The sequence below is a fragment of the Rhizobium sp. NLR10b genome, assembly GCF_019685435.1.
Lineage (GTDB): Bacteria > Pseudomonadota > Alphaproteobacteria > Rhizobiales > Rhizobiaceae > Rhizobium.
This window is the reverse complement of the sequence record NZ_JABDWV010000001.1, coordinates 169444-185422: the sequence shown is the minus strand read 5'-3', so window position 1 is coordinate 185422 and position 15979 is coordinate 169444. Positions and strand designations below refer to the sequence as shown.

Here is a 15979-nt window from a genome sequence, read left to right as displayed (position 1 = left end):
GGAGCAAGGTTCAGTCGAAAAAGCCCGCATCCTCTTCCCGGAGAAATCTCCTTGCCGCTTCAGCGTCGATATCGAGGCCCAGGCCCGGCGCTTCCAGTAGATCCACCATACTGTCCTTGACGATCTCAGGTGGCAAGCCGATGACCAGATCCTCCCACCAGGGGTCCGAAGCAGTCGGATATTCGAAGGCGACATAATTTGCCGGCAACGTGGCGCAGACATTGATCAGCGCGCCGAGACCGAGCAGCCCGTTGGCAGTGCCGTGCGGTGCCATCAGGATCGAGTGCATGTAGGCATGCTCGGCGACCCATTTGAGCTCGGCGATGCCGCCAATATCGGCTGGATCGGGGCCGATAACGCGGACTGCCTGCGTCTCGATCAGTTCCTTGAAATTGTGCCGGAGGTAGATCTGCTCACCAGTGTGGATCGGTGTCGAAGTGGAGGTTGTCAGTTCCCGGTAGGCCTGCGGATTGACCCACGGCACGTAGTCGCCGGTCAGCATGTCCTCGAGCCACATCAAATTGTACTTCTCGACCGCGCGAGCGAACCTGATCGCATCTGGCAGCATCCAGCCCGGGCCGCAGTCGAGCGCCAGGCTGACCTTATCGCCCAGCACTTCCTTCATCGCGATCACGCAGTCGAGCATGTGATTGAAACCCCGCTCACTGATTGCGCCCTGATCCATGGCACCGTGATAGCCGGCCTTCCTCTGCGTCACCCCGTAGTGGAAGCCCTCGATGGTGTCCTTCATGTTGGAGTGGAAGGAGATTCCTTGCTTGATCATGAAGAAGTTCTGCGGCTGCTCCATCATCCATTTGACGTCAGCGGCGTAATCCTCCGGCCGGTCGCCGGAGCGTTTCCGGCGGACCGAGCCGTTGTAGACCCGCACCTTGTCCCGCACCTTGCCGCCGAGCAGCTTATAGGCCGGCACGCCCGCGGCCTTGCCGGCAATATCCCACAGCGCATGCTCGATCGCGCTCACCGCCGCGCCGTATGGCTTGAAGGAGCCGCGCTGGCGGATCTTCAGCATCACTCTCTCGACGTCGGTCGGGTCCTCGCCGATCAGCGCCTCGCGGAAATGCAGCACCCAGGGCTTGAGATAGGCCTTGGTGAATTCGACTTCGCCCAAGCCATAGAGGCCCTCGTCCGTGACGATGCGGACGATCGGGTGTTTGCCGATGACGGCACAGCGCAGGTCGGTGATCTTCATAGGTCCGTCCGTTCAGCTCCAGGTGCGATCCCAGGAATACTCATCATCCCAATGATCCGTAGGCTGCCAGATGCCGGTGACCCCCGGCTGCAGATGCTGCGAGATCACCTCGTCGACGACGTCGTCGATCCCCAGGCCCGGCTTGTCCGGAACAGTGATAAAGCCGTCCTTCACCAGCGGCTTGGGAAGCCCGGTAACGATATCGTCCCACCAGTCGACATCGGCGGAGTGGTATTCGAGCGCCATGAAGTTTTCGGTTGCCGTCGCGACGTGCGCGGCGGCCATTGCGGCGATCGGACTTTCCGCCATGTGTATGGCCATGGGAACACCATGGTCCTGCGCCATATCGCCGATCTTCTTGGTCTCGAGGATGCCTCCAGTGGTGAGCAGATCCGGGTGAATCACGGAGACGCCGCCGCTCTTGAGCAGGGGCTCGAAGCCCTCCTTGAGGTATATGTCCTCGCCGGTGCAGATCGGCACCGTGGTGGAGTCCTGCAGCTGTCGATACTGCTCGGTATACTGCCACGGGATCACATCCTCGAGCCAGGCTGGCACGTATTTCTCAATTCGCCTGGCAAGGCGAATGCCGTTCTGCATCGAGATATGGCCGATATGGTCGATCGCAAGCGGAACCTGCATACCGATGACCTCACGCACCTCGGCGATGTACTGCTCGAGCAGGTCGAGGCCCTTGTCGGAAAAGTGGAGTCCGGTAAACGGATGCTGGACGTTATGCAAATCGTAGGCTGCATTGCGGACAAGCCGCTCTTCAATGGTCTTCAGCGGCCCGCGGCTGGGACGGTCGCGGTATCCTTCCAGTGAGCCGGCGGGAAAGACGACGGCACCGGGCACATCGGCGATCTGCATCAGCCCCAGGTCCATCTTCAGGAAGGTGAAGCCGAGCTCCATGCGCTGCTTGAGGCGCTTGCCGGTTGCGGTGCCGCTCGCCACAGCGGCGTCGGTATCGCAGTAGACGCGCACTTTCTCCCGAAATCGTCCGCCGAGCATCTGGTAGATGGGGACGCCATAGGCTTTTCCGGCAAGATCCCACAAGGCGATTTCAACCGCCGATACGCCGCCGCCTTGCCGTCCATGCCCGCCGAACTGCTTGACCCGGCGAAACAGTCGATCGATGTTGCAAGGGTTCTCACCCAGCAGCCGGCTCTTCAGCATCAGCGCGTAGGTGGCGCTGGCGCCGTCGCGGACCTCGCCAAGCCCGACAATGCCCTGGTTGGTATAAATCTTCAGCAGCACCGAGGTGAACGGCGCGTCGACAATTTCGGCTACCCGCATGTCGGTTATGCGAAGCTCGGAAGGCTTGGAATGCGTGTTGACCCGATTGAGCGCCTCGTCGGCTGCATATGCCTCTGGCATGATTTATCCTCGTTTCGGTCGGCGGGATCGCTGCCGCACACGGCGGCGGCGTAGAGCGTTGCTAGGCCAGATCTATCTCGTGGCTTTCAAGGTAGTCGCGGTTCATTTCAACGCCGAGACCGGGCCTCGGTGTAAGCTTTAGGCTGCCGTTCGAAACATCGAGCGGTGTGTCGATGAGGTGGTCGTATTTGCCGAGGTTCCACTCCGACGTTTCAAGCTTGTAGAAGTTGGGAACGGTCATCATCACCTGCGCTCCGGCAACTACGTTGATCGGTCCTGCGGCGTCATGCGGCGATACCGGGATGTAGTAGGCTTCGCATAGGGCTGATATTTTCTTGAGCTCGGTAATGCCGCCGGTCCAGGTGACATCAGGCATGATGTAGTCGGCGAGCTTGTTTTCGAGCACCGGCACGAAATCCCACTTCGTGTGGCCGCGTTCGCCCCACGAGATAGGGGCGCTGACCTTGTCGCGGACCTGTCTGAGAGCATTGAGGCTCTCCGGCGGACAGGGCTCCTCGAACCAGTCGATCTGGCCAGCTTCCTCGAGGCTCCGACAAAGGCGAATGGCGGTGGGAACGTCGAACCGGCCATGCGCATCGATGAGGATGTCGACATCAGAGCCCGCCGTTTCGCGGATCAGGGCGGTGAGCTCGGCGGCCTCACGCTCATCCTTGCGCGTCATGCTGCCATCGAGGTAGCCGTCCCGCTGTTCGCGAGCCTGTCCATCGGCGGTGCTGCCCTGGTAGGGGAAAGGATCGAACTTGAGCGCTGTGTGCCCGGACTCGACGATGTCTCGAATTTCCCTGACCACCGCCTCTTTGCTGGTAAACTTGGCCTGGTTGGGATGGGTGTAGAGCGCGATTTCATCGCGCACCGGCCCGCCCAACAGCTCGTAAATCGGCTTGCCAAGGACTTTGCCCCGGATGTCCCAGAGGGCTATGTCGATGGCGCTCACGCATTCGACGGCGGCGCCGCGACTGCCCATGTAGGTGAAGCTGCGGAATATCTTGTGCCAAAGATACTCGATGCGCGCCGGGTCCTCGCCCATCAAAGCGGCGCCGATCTGCCGCAAGATCGTGCAGAGGGCGCGATTGGCGAGCCTTGTCGTGGTGGTGATCTCTCCCCAGCCGCTCACCCCCTCGTCGGTCGTCACTTCGACAAACAGAAACTCTCCCCAATAGGAAGAATCGGACTTGATTAGCCACGGCCGAACGCTGGTGATCTTCATCTCAATTGCCTTTACCTGAAGTGTTCCGGGTAACGATATTCATCCGGCGCGAGCGGCGTTACGCGCACGCATGTGTTCGAGGATGTGTCGGCCTGAGCCTTCGACGTGGCGTGCAATAAGTTCGGCTGCCTCGTTCGCCCTTCCGGCTTTGACATGCGCGATGAGCTCGCGATGCTCGCTCAGGATCGCCGCACGCCGGGCAAGCGTAAAATCGAAGCGGCGGCTCACGGCTCGAAGCACTTCGCGATGCTTCCACCAAAGCTCGGCGGCATGGCGGTTGTAGTGCTTCCGGTACATGACGGTATGAAAGGCGGTGTCCAGTTCGCTATGCCTTACCGTGTCGGCAAAGTTGTTCTCTTCAATGAGGCTTTGGATGCGTTCGAGTTCAGCAATGTCCTCCACCGTCGCCATATTCACGAACCAGCGCGTCAGTGACGGCTCGATCAAAACGCCGATCTCGTAGATATCCCGAACAAAGTCCTGATCGATGGGCCGGACGCGCGCTCCGCGGTTGGGAAAGAAGGTGACAAAGCCCTCCCCGCGCAACAGCTGCAAAGCCTCTCGCACGGGGTTGGTCGAGGTGCCGTGGCGCCGGGCGAGATCGGTGATGACGAGCCGCTCGTTGGCCGCGAGCCGCCCTTCGATGATGTCGTCCCTGATCAGTTGGTAAACAGACGCGCCCTCGCTCGAGGCCCCTGTAGCATCGATCCCCTCAGGGGGCTGTGCTTTAAATTCGCTTGTTTCAGTCAAGACTGTCCCCAATCCATACATACATTTTCGGGATATCATGCAAAACCTCCCAAAACAATGTACGATTTCTTCAGTTGACAGACAATCCTTGACATGAAAACGTATGATAAGGTCGAAGGGATACATTAAGTGGGAGAATCCCACGGCCTGGGAGCAAGACCGCTCGCCTCGATGCAGAGCGGCTTGGGAGAAAACCTGGGAGAATACCTATGACGAGTCTTTCGCTCGGCGGTGTCGTCGTACGCGGCACTGTATCCACTGCTTTGATGGTATCGTTGATGTCCGTGTCTGCGCTCAGTGCGCCGGTCGACTTGAGCCAGTGGTCACCGCAATATGTGCGCTCCATCGCCGGCACGCAGGAGTTCGACACGGCGGCCGATTGCGGCAAGGTTACCCCGCTCGACTATAAGGGCCGCCTGACATTCTGGTATCAGGGCGTATTCGAGGGCGACCCCGACCTCCTGCGCCAGTATTACAAGGACTTCTTCGAGACCTTCCGCAAGACCTACCCAAACATCCAGCTTGAGGAACAAGCCCTCACCTATAACGACCTGCTGGACAAGTTCCGGACCGCGCTTTTAGGCAATGCCGCGCCCATGGCGGTCCGCCTGCAAATCCTCGGCGGCACCGAGTTCGCCTCGAAGGGCTATTTGCAGCCGCTCAAGCCCGAGGATGTAGGCTATTCGACCGAGGATTTCTGGCCGGGCGCCATGAAGGCTGTGACCTGGGAGGGGGAAACCTACGGCATTCCAACCAACAACGAGACGATGGCGTTCATCTGGAACGCCGACATCTTCAAGCGTGCAGGCCTCGATCCGGACAAGGCTCCGGCAACCTGGGACGACGTCGTCAAATATTCCAAGCAGATCCACGACAAGCTCGGCATTGCCGGCTACGGCCTCGTGGCTCGCAAGAATGCCGGCAATACGCCGTACCGGTTCATGCCGCAGCTGTGGGCCTATGGCGGCGGCGTCTTCGACGAAGCGACCGCCAATCCGACCTATAAGGAGGTCCAGCTCAATAGCCCGCAGAGCAAGGCCGCATTGCAAGCCTCCTACGACATGTACGTTCGCGACAAGTCGGTTCCGGTCTCGGCGCTCACCAACCAGCAGGCCGACAACCAACCGCTCTTCCTCGCTGGCCAGCTCGGCATGATGATCTCGCACCCGTCCGACTACAACGTCATGCTCGACCTGCAAAAGAAGACGACGGGCAGCGATAAGGACAAAGCCCAGACCGTCATCGACAACATGCGCTACGGCCTCATTCCGACTGGCCCCGACGGCAAGCGTGCCGTCGTGTTCGGCGGCTCCAACATCCACATCCTGAAGCCGGAATATGTCGAGGGCGGCAAGGTAGACGAGCCGGCCGCAAAGGCCATCATCTGCATGTGGACGAGCCCCGAATGGTCGCTGAAGATGGCCTATGCCGGCTCGAACCCGGGCAACCTGAACGGCTTCAAGACCAAGTGGATGAAGGAACGTCTTGATAACATCAAGTTCCTTGATGTCACGACTTCGATGCTGCCCTACGGCATCCCGTTCCCGGCGCTGCCGCAGTCGCCTGAGATCATGAATATCATCGTCCCAGACATGCTGCAGAACGCCCTCACCGGGGCGATGACAGTCGACCGAGCAGCGGACGACGCAGCCAAGAAGGTAAAAGACCTGATGGACGGCGGACTCTAGTCAATCCTGACGATCTGACCGGCTGCACCTCGATTGCAGCCGGTTTGTTCCGAAGAATAAGGGCACCGCACCGTGACGATCTTGACTGGCAAGGCCGAGGCTCACCGAAGACTGCAACCGGATCGGTCCGGCGTGCTGCGAAACATCTTGGAGCATCGCGCTGACTATGCGTACGTGCTTCCCGCGATCGCCGTGATGCTCATCGTCATTGCCTACCCGATCTACTACACGATCGAACTGTCGTTTTTCAATACACCGCCTGGCCTGCAGCTCCGGGACAAGATCTTCGTCGGCTTCGACAACTACACCGCCATCCTCACAAGTCCGGTGTTCTGGAAGGTCACCTCGAACACTCTTATCTGGACACTGGGATCCACTCTCATTTCATTTGTCCTGGGATTTGCCTGCGCACTGGCGCTCCATCGCGACTTTCTCGGCCGCGGAATTCTGCGAGCCATCCTGATCATTCCCTGGGTCATCAGCGCGGTCGCCGCCTCCTACATCTGGAAGTGGATCTACCATTCCGACTTCGGGATCATCGGCGCGGTGCTGGTCGGCCTCGGATGGGCCGATCGGCCGCCGAATTTCATCGACAGCGTCAGCACAGTGCTGCCCTCGTTGATCGTCGTCAATATCTGGCGAGAGTTTCCCTTTGCCATGATCATGATGATGGCTGGCCTGCAGACCGTTCCCGACCAGTTGCTGCGCGCCGCAAAAGTCGACGGAGCCAACGCATGGCAGCGTTTCTGGCACGTCACCTTTCCACACTTGAGAAACGTCTCGACGGTGACGATCCTTCTGCTGGCAGTCGCCAACTTCAATTCTTTCATCATCCCCTGGATCATGACCGGCGGCGGGCCCTCGAACGCATCGCACATCTGGATCACCCACATTTATGAACTCGCCTTCGGCCGCCAGCGCTGGGGGGTGGCATCGGCCTATTCGGTGCTGCTGTTCTTGATCCTGATGTCGCTCGGCTACTTCTACGTCCGCGCGCTGAGCGGGAATGAGCAGAAGGATGGGAGCGCATGAGCGCGATCGCCGAGACTGCTCATCGAAGCCAGGCCCGTCGCCGTATCCGCATCGACGGATGGCGGTGGGGTGGACGCATCTTCCTTGTGTTCATGCTGCTTTACACTGCATTACCGATGATCTGGATGTTGATCACCTCTATCAAATCCGGCTTCGCGGCCATGCAGTTTCCGCCGCAATGGTGGCCGGACCAACCCACCCTCGCCAGCTACCAGAAATTGCTCGATCCGCAAAACAGCGTCGGCCAGGACTTCCTGCGCTTCTTCTGGAACAGCCTTTTCGTCTCCACCGCCACGACCATCCTTTCGGTGATCGTGGCCGTTCCTGCGGCCTACGCGTTTTCGCGCTTCACCTTCCCGGGCCGGAACTTTCTGTTCTTTGCCGTTTTGCTTCGCAACATGTTCCCGGCAGTGATCTTCCTCGTGCCGCTCTTCATCCTGATGCGCGCGATCGGGCTGGTGAACACGCACGGGTCGCTTGTCCTGACCTACCTCACATTCGGCCTGCCGCTGGCAATCTGGCTCCTCAAGGGCTTCTACGACAACATCCCGGTGCAACTCGAACAAGCGGCGCGCATCGACGGGGCAACACGGTTCCAGGCCTTTCTCCTGATCGTCATGCCGCTCTCGGCGCCGGGAATCATCGCCACCGCGATCTATTCCTTCATCGGCGCATGGAATGAGTACATCTACGCCTACACCTTCCTCTCCAAGAACGAGCAGCTGACTCTGCCGGTCGGCATCCAGCGCTTCTTCTCGGAAAACACGACGGACTTTCCGGGTCTTATGGCGGCCAGCTTCATGATGAGCGTGCCGGTCGTCGTCCTGTTCCTTGTCCTTCAACGATACTTCGTACGCGCCCTCACCGAAGGCGCGGTCAAGCACTAGGGAGTTGCCGGTGGCCCACGTGGTCCTCAAAGATCTGGTCAAGACCTATGGCAGCTTCAAAGCTGTCAACGATGTTTCGCTGACGGTCAATGACGGCGAATTCGTTGCGCTCGTCGGTCCTTCAGGCTGCGGCAAGACAACCACGCTCAATCTTGTGGCGGGGCTCATCCCTATCACATCCGGCGACATCGTCATCGGCGAGCGGGTGGTCAACGACCTCGACCCCAAGGACCGGGACATCGCAATGGTGTTCCAGAACTACGCGCTCTACCCGCAGAAATCCGTGTACAAAAACCTGGCTTTCCCGCTGCAGATGCGCAAACTGCCACGCGACGAGATCGACAAGAAGGTCAGGGAAGCAGCGCGGGTGCTCGACATGACGCAGCTCCTCGAGCGCAAGCCGCGCGAACTTTCGGGCGGCCAACAGCAGCGCGTGGCGCTCGGCCGTGCGCTCGTTCGCGATCCGGCCGTATTCCTGATGGATGAACCGCTTTCCAACCTCGACGCAAAGCTGCGGGTGCAGATGCGGTCGGAGATCAAGCGTTTCCACCAGGATCTCAAGGCGACGATCATCTATGTGACCCACGATCAGCTCGAAGCGGTCACCATGGCCGACAGGATGGCGGTGATGAACGGCGGCTATCTGCAGCAATACGATACTCCGGCGCAGGTCTTTGCCAATCCGGTGAACATGTTCGTCGCCAGCTTCGTCGGCAGCCCGGCCATGAGCCTAGTCCCATTGGAGGCATCAACGGCAAGCGGCGACAATGTGTTGATCAGCGCGGAGGGATGGCGCCTCGAGCTTTCGCCAAAAAATGCCCAGAAAGTTGCAAGGTCATCCACCAAGAAAGTCGTGCTCGGCGCGCGCCACTCGACGATCAAGCTGCACAAGAGTGCGACGCCTGGGAGCGTCCCTGCCAAAGCCTACACGGTGGAGCCGACCGGTGATGTCACCTTCGTGCAGGCGTTCCTATCAGGCGCCATCGTCAATGTCAGCGTGCCGCCGACCATTGCGGTCACGCCCGACGAACAGATTTGGCTCGAGTTCGATCAGGAGCGAATGCATCTGTTTGACGGCGAAACGGAAATGGCCCTCAAGGCCAACTGAGAGCAGGCGGATGCGGGTGAAACGAGGGCGTGGATGACGAAGCTTAAAATCACGGCGATCAAGCCCTACCCAGTATGGGTAGGAACGCGCAACCAGATGCTGGTCAAGGTCGAGACCGACAGCGGCATCTTCGGCTGGGGCGAGAGCGGCTTGAGCGGTCGCGAAAAGGCCGTCGCCGGTGCGATCGAACACTATCGCGAATTTCTCATGGGCCGTGACGCGATGCAGACTGGTCGGATTTGGCAGGAAATTTATCGCAGCCAATATTTCGAAGGCGGGCGCGTTCTGCAGGCGGCGATTTCCGCGATCGACATCGCCCTTCACGACATCAAGGGCAAGGCGCTGGGGGTTCCAGCCTACGAACTGCTGGGCGGCAAGCAGCGCGACCGCATTCCGACCTTCGCCTCGACCGGCGACGAGGCCGAGGGCGAGGTTGCCATCGAACGAGCCCGCGAACTCCGCGCACAAGGGTGGCAGGCGATCCGCTTCTTCCCCATCGGGCAAAACAGCAAGGACATCTTTGAGCCGCGGGAGTCGATCGGCGTTACCGCAGCGATGCTGAACAAGGCGCGCGAGGCGCTGGGCGACGACGTCGTCCTCGGCATCGATTATCATCATCGGCTGTCGGTGGCCGAGGCGGCGAGCTTCTGTAACAAGCTCGACCGTGGCGTGCTTGATTTCCTCGAGGAGCCAATACGAGACGAGACACCAGAGGCCTACGAATCCCTGCGCACCATGACCGACATCCCCTTCGCCATCGGCGAGGAATTTGCCAGCAAGTGGCAATTCCTGCCCTATATCGAGCGTGGCATCCATCAGTTCAACCGGCTCGACATCTGCAATGTGGGCGGGCTCACCGAAGCGATGAAGGTCGCGGGCTGGAGCGAGGCGCACTATGTGGACCTGATGCCGCACAATCCCCTCGGCCCAGTCTGCACGGCCGCGACCATCCATCTCGCCGCCGCGGTGCCGAATTTCGCATGGCTCGAGACCAGGGCGCCCGAAGCGAAGCTCGGCTTCGACAATTCCGATTTCTTTCCCGTGCAACCACGGCTCGACGGCCCGGACTATCCGGTCAGCGATCTGCCGGGGCTCGGGGTCGAGGTCAACGAAGAAGCGATCAAGGCGGAGAGCTTTCGTTTCTGGGAAGCGCCTCACCTCAAGCGCCGCGACGGTTCTGTTACAAACTGGTAGTTTCATCCACCGGAGCCTAAGATGACGCATACGCCCGATATTCCGCGACCGCCCAGAGACATGATCGACGCACTGAAGGAGATCGGCGCCGCGACCATTGCCGGTACGCTCGGCCATATGGGCTTCCGCAATCCGCATATGGTCGGCCCGGTATCGCAGAGCCGCGGGAAGTCCATCGTCGGCCCGGCGCTGACGCTTCAATTCCTGCCGCAGCGGCCCGACCTTTTCACCGAGGGAGAATATGCAGATCCGGAGACGCAGTTGCACCGCCATGTGCTTTATCACGTGCAGGAGGGCGATGTGGTCGTGGTCGACGCGCGCGGTGACATGAGCTCGGGCGTCTTTGGCGATATGATGTCGACCTATTTCAAAGGCAGAGGCGGCGCCGGCATCGTGATCGATGGGTGCATGCGCGATCGGCCCAATGTCGAGAAGCTCGATCTCCCTTTGTGGCTGCGCGGCTGGACGCCCAACTATCATGTGCAGACTGGCATCTATCCCAACGCCGTCAACGTTCCGATTGCCTGCGGCGGTGTCACCGTGATCCCCGGAGACATCATCGTCGCCGACGATGACGGGGTGGTGGTGCTTCCAGTCGCAATGGCCCCGAAGGTAATCGAAGAATCGCAAATGCATCACGATTGGGAGGAGTTCTCGCGAGCGAAACTTATGGAGGGCGGCTCGTTGCAGCGCTACTATCCGCTGCATGACGATGCCCGGACAGAATACGAAGAATGGCGCAAAACACACCGCCTGGGAACAATCTAGACAATGCATTGCTCCAGAGGGCGGCGAACTTTGTGAGGCGTTGCCGGCGATCTGCGAGCCTACTTCGCAGTGAACGTCAGGTGTCGGAATCACCGCTCAGCCGCGGGCTCTTGGCTAGTGATTCTTGATTAATTGTGCCCCAACTTAAAACGCTCTATTTTTCTTGCGGGGTGCCTCGACGAGACGGAACGTTCTGCTTCACAGCGCCGTCGGACCACTTCGGTTACCGCACCAATCCCGGGTGCCGTTCGACGACACGATCTACGAGGAGACGAGCGATGGGCGCAACCACGCCAGACAACATCATGCGGCTTGGCATGGGGTTCTGGGCCTCCAAAGCCATGCTCAGCGCGGTCGAGCTCGGCGTCTTCACCGAGCTCGCGGCCGGCTCGGCCGACCTGCCCGAGCTGCAGGCCAGGCTGAAACTGCATCCCCGCTCAGCCCGCGACTTCCTCGACACCCTGGTGGCCCTGAAGCTGCTCGAACGCGAGGACGGCCGCTATCGCAATGCCACTGATACGGATCTCTTCCTCGACAAGGCCAAGCCATCCTATATCGGCGGCATCCTCGAAATGGCCAATGCACGGCTATACGGTTTCTGGGGTTCGCTTACCGAAGCCCTGCACACGGGAGAACCGCAGAACGAAGCCAAGCACAGCGAGGACTTCTTCGCGGCGATATATGCGGAGCCGGCACGACTGCGCGGGTTCCTCGAGGCGATGAGCGGGATCAGCGCCGGTGCGGCGCAGGCGATCGCCGCCAAGTTCGACTGGTCGAAATACACGACCTTCGCCGATGTGGGCGCGGCGCAAGGCATGGTGCCGGTGGTGATCGCCCGAGCTCATCCGCATCTCCAGGGTCTCGGCTTCGACCTGCCCGCCGTGCAGCCGATATTTGACGAGTTCGTCGCCCGGCACGGCCTTGCCGACCGCATCCGCTTCCAACAGGGCAATTTCTTCGACAGCCCGATGCCGAATGCGGATGTGATCGTAATGGGGCATATCCTCCACGACTGGGATCTTGCCGAGAAGAGGATGCTGCTGGAAAAAGCCTTCGCCGCGCTGCCGAACGGCGGGGCCCTGATCGTCTACGACGCCGTCATCGACGATGAGCGCCGAAGCAACGCCTTCGGCCTGCTGATGAGCTTGAACATGCTGATCGAGACCCGCGGAGGGTTCGACTACACCGGCGCCGACTGCCAAGCCTGGATGCGCGACGCCGGTTTCGTGTCCACGCGCGTCGAGCCGTTGCTGGGGCCGGACTCGATGGTGATCGGATTCAAGCCCGGCTGAGCGGAAGCGGCGACCTCGGCCGTTGTTCAGCAAGATCGATCAATGGCACGATGTCGATCGCCTTTGCCCTGACCCGGACCAGGGAAGGCGGCGCTGCCCTCCCCCAAAGTTGATGCGCGGTGGGTTGAAATAGTCTTCTTCATATCCATCATTCTCTGCATGAAACGAATTGTCGTCATCGCGTGCACGTGCATGGCCTTTCTCGCCGCCTGCTCACGCACCGAACCTCTCGAAGTGTCTGCCGCGCCCTCCGTTTCACCCGGCGCCGCCCCAGTCAGCGATCAAGCTGTAATTGCAGAGGTGGTCGGCCGCGGAACTGTCGGAACGAAAGCTCTCGCGTGGGCAAATCCGTCGACCGGGAGCGCCGGAGTTATCGAACAGATCGACACCCACGACAGGGTTGATGGATGCCGTGGTTTCGTAACAAGTCGCCAGTCCCTAGAGGGTACTGCGCGCTTCGATGGCGTCGTTTGTCCTTCTGGGAATTCTTGGAAGTTAGCAGCAACGACCCACTAGCGTAACCACGGGCGGCGTTTTGCCAAAGACGGTCCTTTTCCCGGGGGCGGCGTTCACACCACACAGGTGGCATCGCGAAACGGCGCCCAGATAGAAATCTCCATCGCTTCCGACCCAAATCTCGCGAGCATCTCAGGGGATCTGAACAACCCGCTTTGTAGTGGGGCGGTCAGGACGGAGCGCTTTTTTGACATCAAGCAACGCCCGAATTTCAAAGTGCGGGGACTAAGGATGCGTTCGCCGTCGAGCTCACCTCCAGCACGTAGCATTTCGGCGAACCGCCAATAGTCGTCGATGGTTCCAACTAGCCCGCCTCCGCCGCAAAAAGTATCGACCTTACCTTGCCGCCAGGCCGAAACCTTGTTGTCGCGACCCCGTCGCAGCCAAAGCGTCGCTGCTAATTTGAGTTGCTTTCCGATTTCGAGGGCAACTCACCCTTATATGCTCGGCACGGTCAGCCCGCCGCCGGTCCACATCTGACGAGCTATTCCGACTCGTCTGGTGTTCGATACCGTAATATACGCCCTCCACGCCGCTGGTTGATGCATAATAGTCTGGTTCGATCTCCATCGGTTGATCGGCATTCGAGGGAGGTAAGGCAGTGGTCGGATCAAGGCCTCTGTTTGTCACTTTGCTAGCCTCAATGTTCCTCGCAACGCTGCCGGATCTATCGTGGTCCACAGAGCAGGCACAACAGCGGCGCGCCGGACGAGACGTCAAGCAAGAGACGCGGCAGGGCGCGCGCAGTACAAAACAAGCATGTCGCGCCGCCGACGAGAAGAGCAACGCCGCCTGCCGACAAGACAAGCGCCAGACCAAGCAAACCGGTCGACAGGACGCGAGGGACATAAAATATTGAGCCGCGACTTAGAGTGGACAGTGACATGTCGGTCGGAGAACCTCGGCTTGGTGCTACGGCCGACGACCCCCTCTCGGGCACGGTGCGGAGGATCGTTTATTCGGTTGTATTGAGTGGATCGAAGATGGCTGGGACCGCCTTTGCTGAAGCGTTGCCTCAGGTCTTCGCTGGGACGAAGCGGCGACAGTTGTCAAAATGCAAGGCGAGAGACAAATTGTCGAATGGAGCAGCAGTCGTGACCCCCGAAACGAACATGACAATCGGCGGAGACAAAGGCGATGCCTCGCCCGTAGCGTTCCTTCGACTCGACATCGTGGCTGGCCTGACGGCCGCTGCAATTGTTCTGCCCAAAGCGATGGCTTATGCCACGGTTGCCGGCGTGCCAGTAAGCGTCGGCCTCTATACGGCATTCGTGCCAATGATTGTCTACGCATTACTCGGCACGTCACGCGTGTTGAGTGTCAGTTCAACGACGACTCTTGCCATCTTGGCGGGGACCGAGCTTGGCATCGCCGTTCCGGATGGCGATCCCGCTAAGCTGATCACTGCCCTCGCAACCCTCACGGCACTGACCGGCGCCCTCCTCATTGCAGCCTCCGTACTTCGCCTCGGATTCGTCGCGAATTTCATATCATCTCCCGTGCTAACCGGTTTCAAGGCGGGCATCGGGCTCGTGATCGTGGTCGATCAAATCCCGAAACTGCTCGGGATACACATTGAAAAGGCCGGCTTTTTCCGCGACGTCGTAAGCTTGGTGCGCTATGTGCCGGAAACGTCGCTGCTAACGCTGACGATCGCAGGCGCGGCGCTCATCGCCTTGGGACTGATGGAACGGCGTTGGCCTCATTCTCCCGCCCCCCTCGTGATTGTCGGTGCGGGCATCTTGATTTCCTGGGTCGTCGGCCTGAATGCATTGGGCATAGCGACAGTCGGTTTCATCCCACGATCACTGCCGTCACTCACGCCTCCCAGTGCCGGTCTGGTCGAGCAACTCCTGCCCGGAGCACTCGGCATCGCTCTCATGAGCTTTACCGAAACGATTGCCGCGGGTCGGGCCTTCGCCAAGCCGGCCGAGCCGCCGATCAAGCCCAATCGCGAGCTTGTCGCGACCGGCGCCGCGAACCTGGCTGGCGCGTTCTTCGGCTCAATGCCCGCAGGCGGTGGCACTTCGCAGACGGCCGTGGTTCGCGCCGTGGGCGGGCAATCCCAGACAGCCTCCCTGGTCACCGCTGCGACTTCGGCGGCCACCATGCTGTTCCTTGCTCCCCTGCTTGGTTTGCTGCCGCAGGGCGTCCTCGCCGCGATTGTGATCATCTATTCGGTCGGACTCATTTCCCCGGCAGAGTTTGCATCCATCCGCAAGGTCCGCCGGATGGAGTTTCGCTGGGCGCTGGCGGCCTTTCTCGGCGTTCTGGTTTTCGGCACCCTCCAGGGTATCGTCGTTGCCATCGTCCTCTCGCTGATCGGTCTGGCCAGCCAATCGGCAAAACCGAAAGTTTACGTCCTTGGTCGCAAGCGCGACACCGACGTGCTCCGGCCGCTGTCTTCGGAGCATCCCGACGACGAAACTTTTAACGGCCTATTGATACTTCGCCCGGAGGGCCGGCTCTTTTTCGCAAACGTTCAACAGGTTGCGGATCAAATTCAGGCGTTCGTCGCAGAGTATAAACCGAAAGTACTCGCACTCGATATGAGCGGGGTCTTTGACATCGAGTATTCCGCGCTGCAGACAATGATCGAGAGCGAACGCCGCGTTTCCGACCAAGGGATAACGGTTTGGCTGGCAGGATTGAATCCGGATGTGCTTGATTATCTTCGAGCCTCCGGTTTCGCCGACGAACTCGGCCGCGAACGCCTCTTTTTTAGCATGCATGCCGCTCTGCAACGCTATTTGGAACGTCCTGGTAGCACCTAGAACCGGAGTCAGCCGCGCGTCTGCAGAGCTGCCCCATGACCGCTGTGCTTGAGAAGTCCAAATCTCTGCAAGGTGCAGGTTTTCACGCGTGAGCCGCGTGTGGCCCTCCAAGGAAGGCCTACCGCGCGCACTATAGGACAATCAATTCCCGCGCGTTT

13 protein-coding genes and 1 pseudogene are annotated in these 15979 nt (G+C 60.1%); 9 read left to right on the top strand and 5 right to left on the bottom strand.

Translation table 11 applies throughout. The features are described from left to right. Window positions 1-10: 10 nt before the first annotated feature. From HJB91_RS00825 to HJB91_RS00810, 4 genes are all read right to left on the bottom strand, one after another. On the bottom strand, window positions 11-1210 hold the full coding sequence (locus tag HJB91_RS00825; protein ID WP_210632583.1) for a mandelate racemase/muconate lactonizing enzyme family protein: 1200 nt from the start codon (window positions 1208-1210) through the stop codon (window positions 11-13). Between the two features lie 12 nt (window positions 1211-1222). Next, the gene (locus HJB91_RS00820) at window positions 1223-2584 is read right to left on the bottom strand and encodes a mandelate racemase/muconate lactonizing enzyme family protein (protein WP_210632582.1); all 1362 of its coding nucleotides are present in this window, start codon (window positions 2582-2584) and stop codon (window positions 1223-1225) included. A gap of 61 nt (window positions 2585-2645) precedes the next feature. Continuing rightward, window positions 2646-3812, bottom strand: coding sequence for a mandelate racemase/muconate lactonizing enzyme family protein (locus HJB91_RS00815; RefSeq protein WP_210632581.1), 1167 nt, complete (start codon window positions 3810-3812; stop codon window positions 2646-2648). A gap of 39 nt (window positions 3813-3851) precedes the next feature. Continuing rightward, window positions 3852-4562, bottom strand: a complete 711-nt coding sequence (locus HJB91_RS00810) for a GntR family transcriptional regulator (RefSeq protein ID WP_210632580.1) — start codon at window positions 4560-4562, stop codon at window positions 3852-3854. 209 nt (window positions 4563-4771) lie between these two features. Between HJB91_RS00810 and HJB91_RS00805 the strand changes: the two genes are divergently transcribed. From HJB91_RS00805 to HJB91_RS00770, 8 genes are all read left to right on the top strand, one after another. After that, the gene (locus tag HJB91_RS00805; protein WP_221153294.1) at window positions 4772-6250 is read left to right on the top strand and encodes a sugar ABC transporter substrate-binding protein; all 1479 of its coding nucleotides are present in this window, start codon (window positions 4772-4774) and stop codon (window positions 6248-6250) included. 72 nt (window positions 6251-6322) lie between these two features. Beyond that, window positions 6323-7282, top strand: a complete 960-nt coding sequence (locus HJB91_RS00800) for a carbohydrate ABC transporter permease (protein ID WP_210632578.1) — start codon at window positions 6323-6325, stop codon at window positions 7280-7282. Further along, window positions 7279-8169: a carbohydrate ABC transporter permease gene (locus HJB91_RS00795; RefSeq protein WP_210632577.1), complete on the top strand. Its 891-nt coding sequence runs from the start codon at window positions 7279-7281 to the stop codon at window positions 8167-8169. The genes HJB91_RS00800 and HJB91_RS00795 overlap by 4 nt, the downstream gene beginning before the upstream one ends. Before the next feature lie 10 nt (window positions 8170-8179). Next, a complete protein-coding gene (locus HJB91_RS00790) occupies window positions 8180-9277 on the top strand; it encodes an ABC transporter ATP-binding protein (protein ID WP_210632576.1) in 1098 nt (365 codons plus the stop codon). Window positions 9278-9310: 33 nt separating this feature from the next. Further along, window positions 9311-10471: a mandelate racemase/muconate lactonizing enzyme family protein gene (locus HJB91_RS00785; RefSeq protein WP_210632575.1), complete on the top strand. Its 1161-nt coding sequence runs from the start codon at window positions 9311-9313 to the stop codon at window positions 10469-10471. 21 nt (window positions 10472-10492) lie between these two features. After that, on the top strand, window positions 10493-11239 hold the full coding sequence (locus HJB91_RS00780) for a ribonuclease activity regulator RraA (protein WP_210632574.1): 747 nt from the start codon (window positions 10493-10495) through the stop codon (window positions 11237-11239). Between the two features lie 278 nt (window positions 11240-11517). After that, window positions 11518-12531: a methyltransferase gene (locus tag HJB91_RS00775; protein WP_210632573.1), complete on the top strand. Its 1014-nt coding sequence runs from the start codon at window positions 11518-11520 to the stop codon at window positions 12529-12531. 159 nt (window positions 12532-12690) lie between these two features. Then, window positions 12691-13047, top strand: coding sequence for an RT0821/Lpp0805 family surface protein (locus tag HJB91_RS00770; protein WP_210632572.1), 357 nt, complete (start codon window positions 12691-12693; stop codon window positions 13045-13047). A gap of 197 nt (window positions 13048-13244) precedes the next feature. Here the strand turns inward: HJB91_RS00770 and HJB91_RS31210 are convergent. After that, a pseudogene (locus tag HJB91_RS31210) lies at window positions 13245-13409 on the bottom strand (serine hydrolase); the annotation flags it as partial. A gap of 750 nt (window positions 13410-14159) precedes the next feature. Between HJB91_RS31210 and HJB91_RS00765 the strand changes: the two are divergent. Further along, entirely contained in the window at window positions 14160-15821 is a 1662-nt protein-coding gene (locus tag HJB91_RS00765) for a SulP family inorganic anion transporter (RefSeq protein WP_210632649.1), read from the top strand. Window positions 15822-15979: the final 158 nt, after the last annotated feature.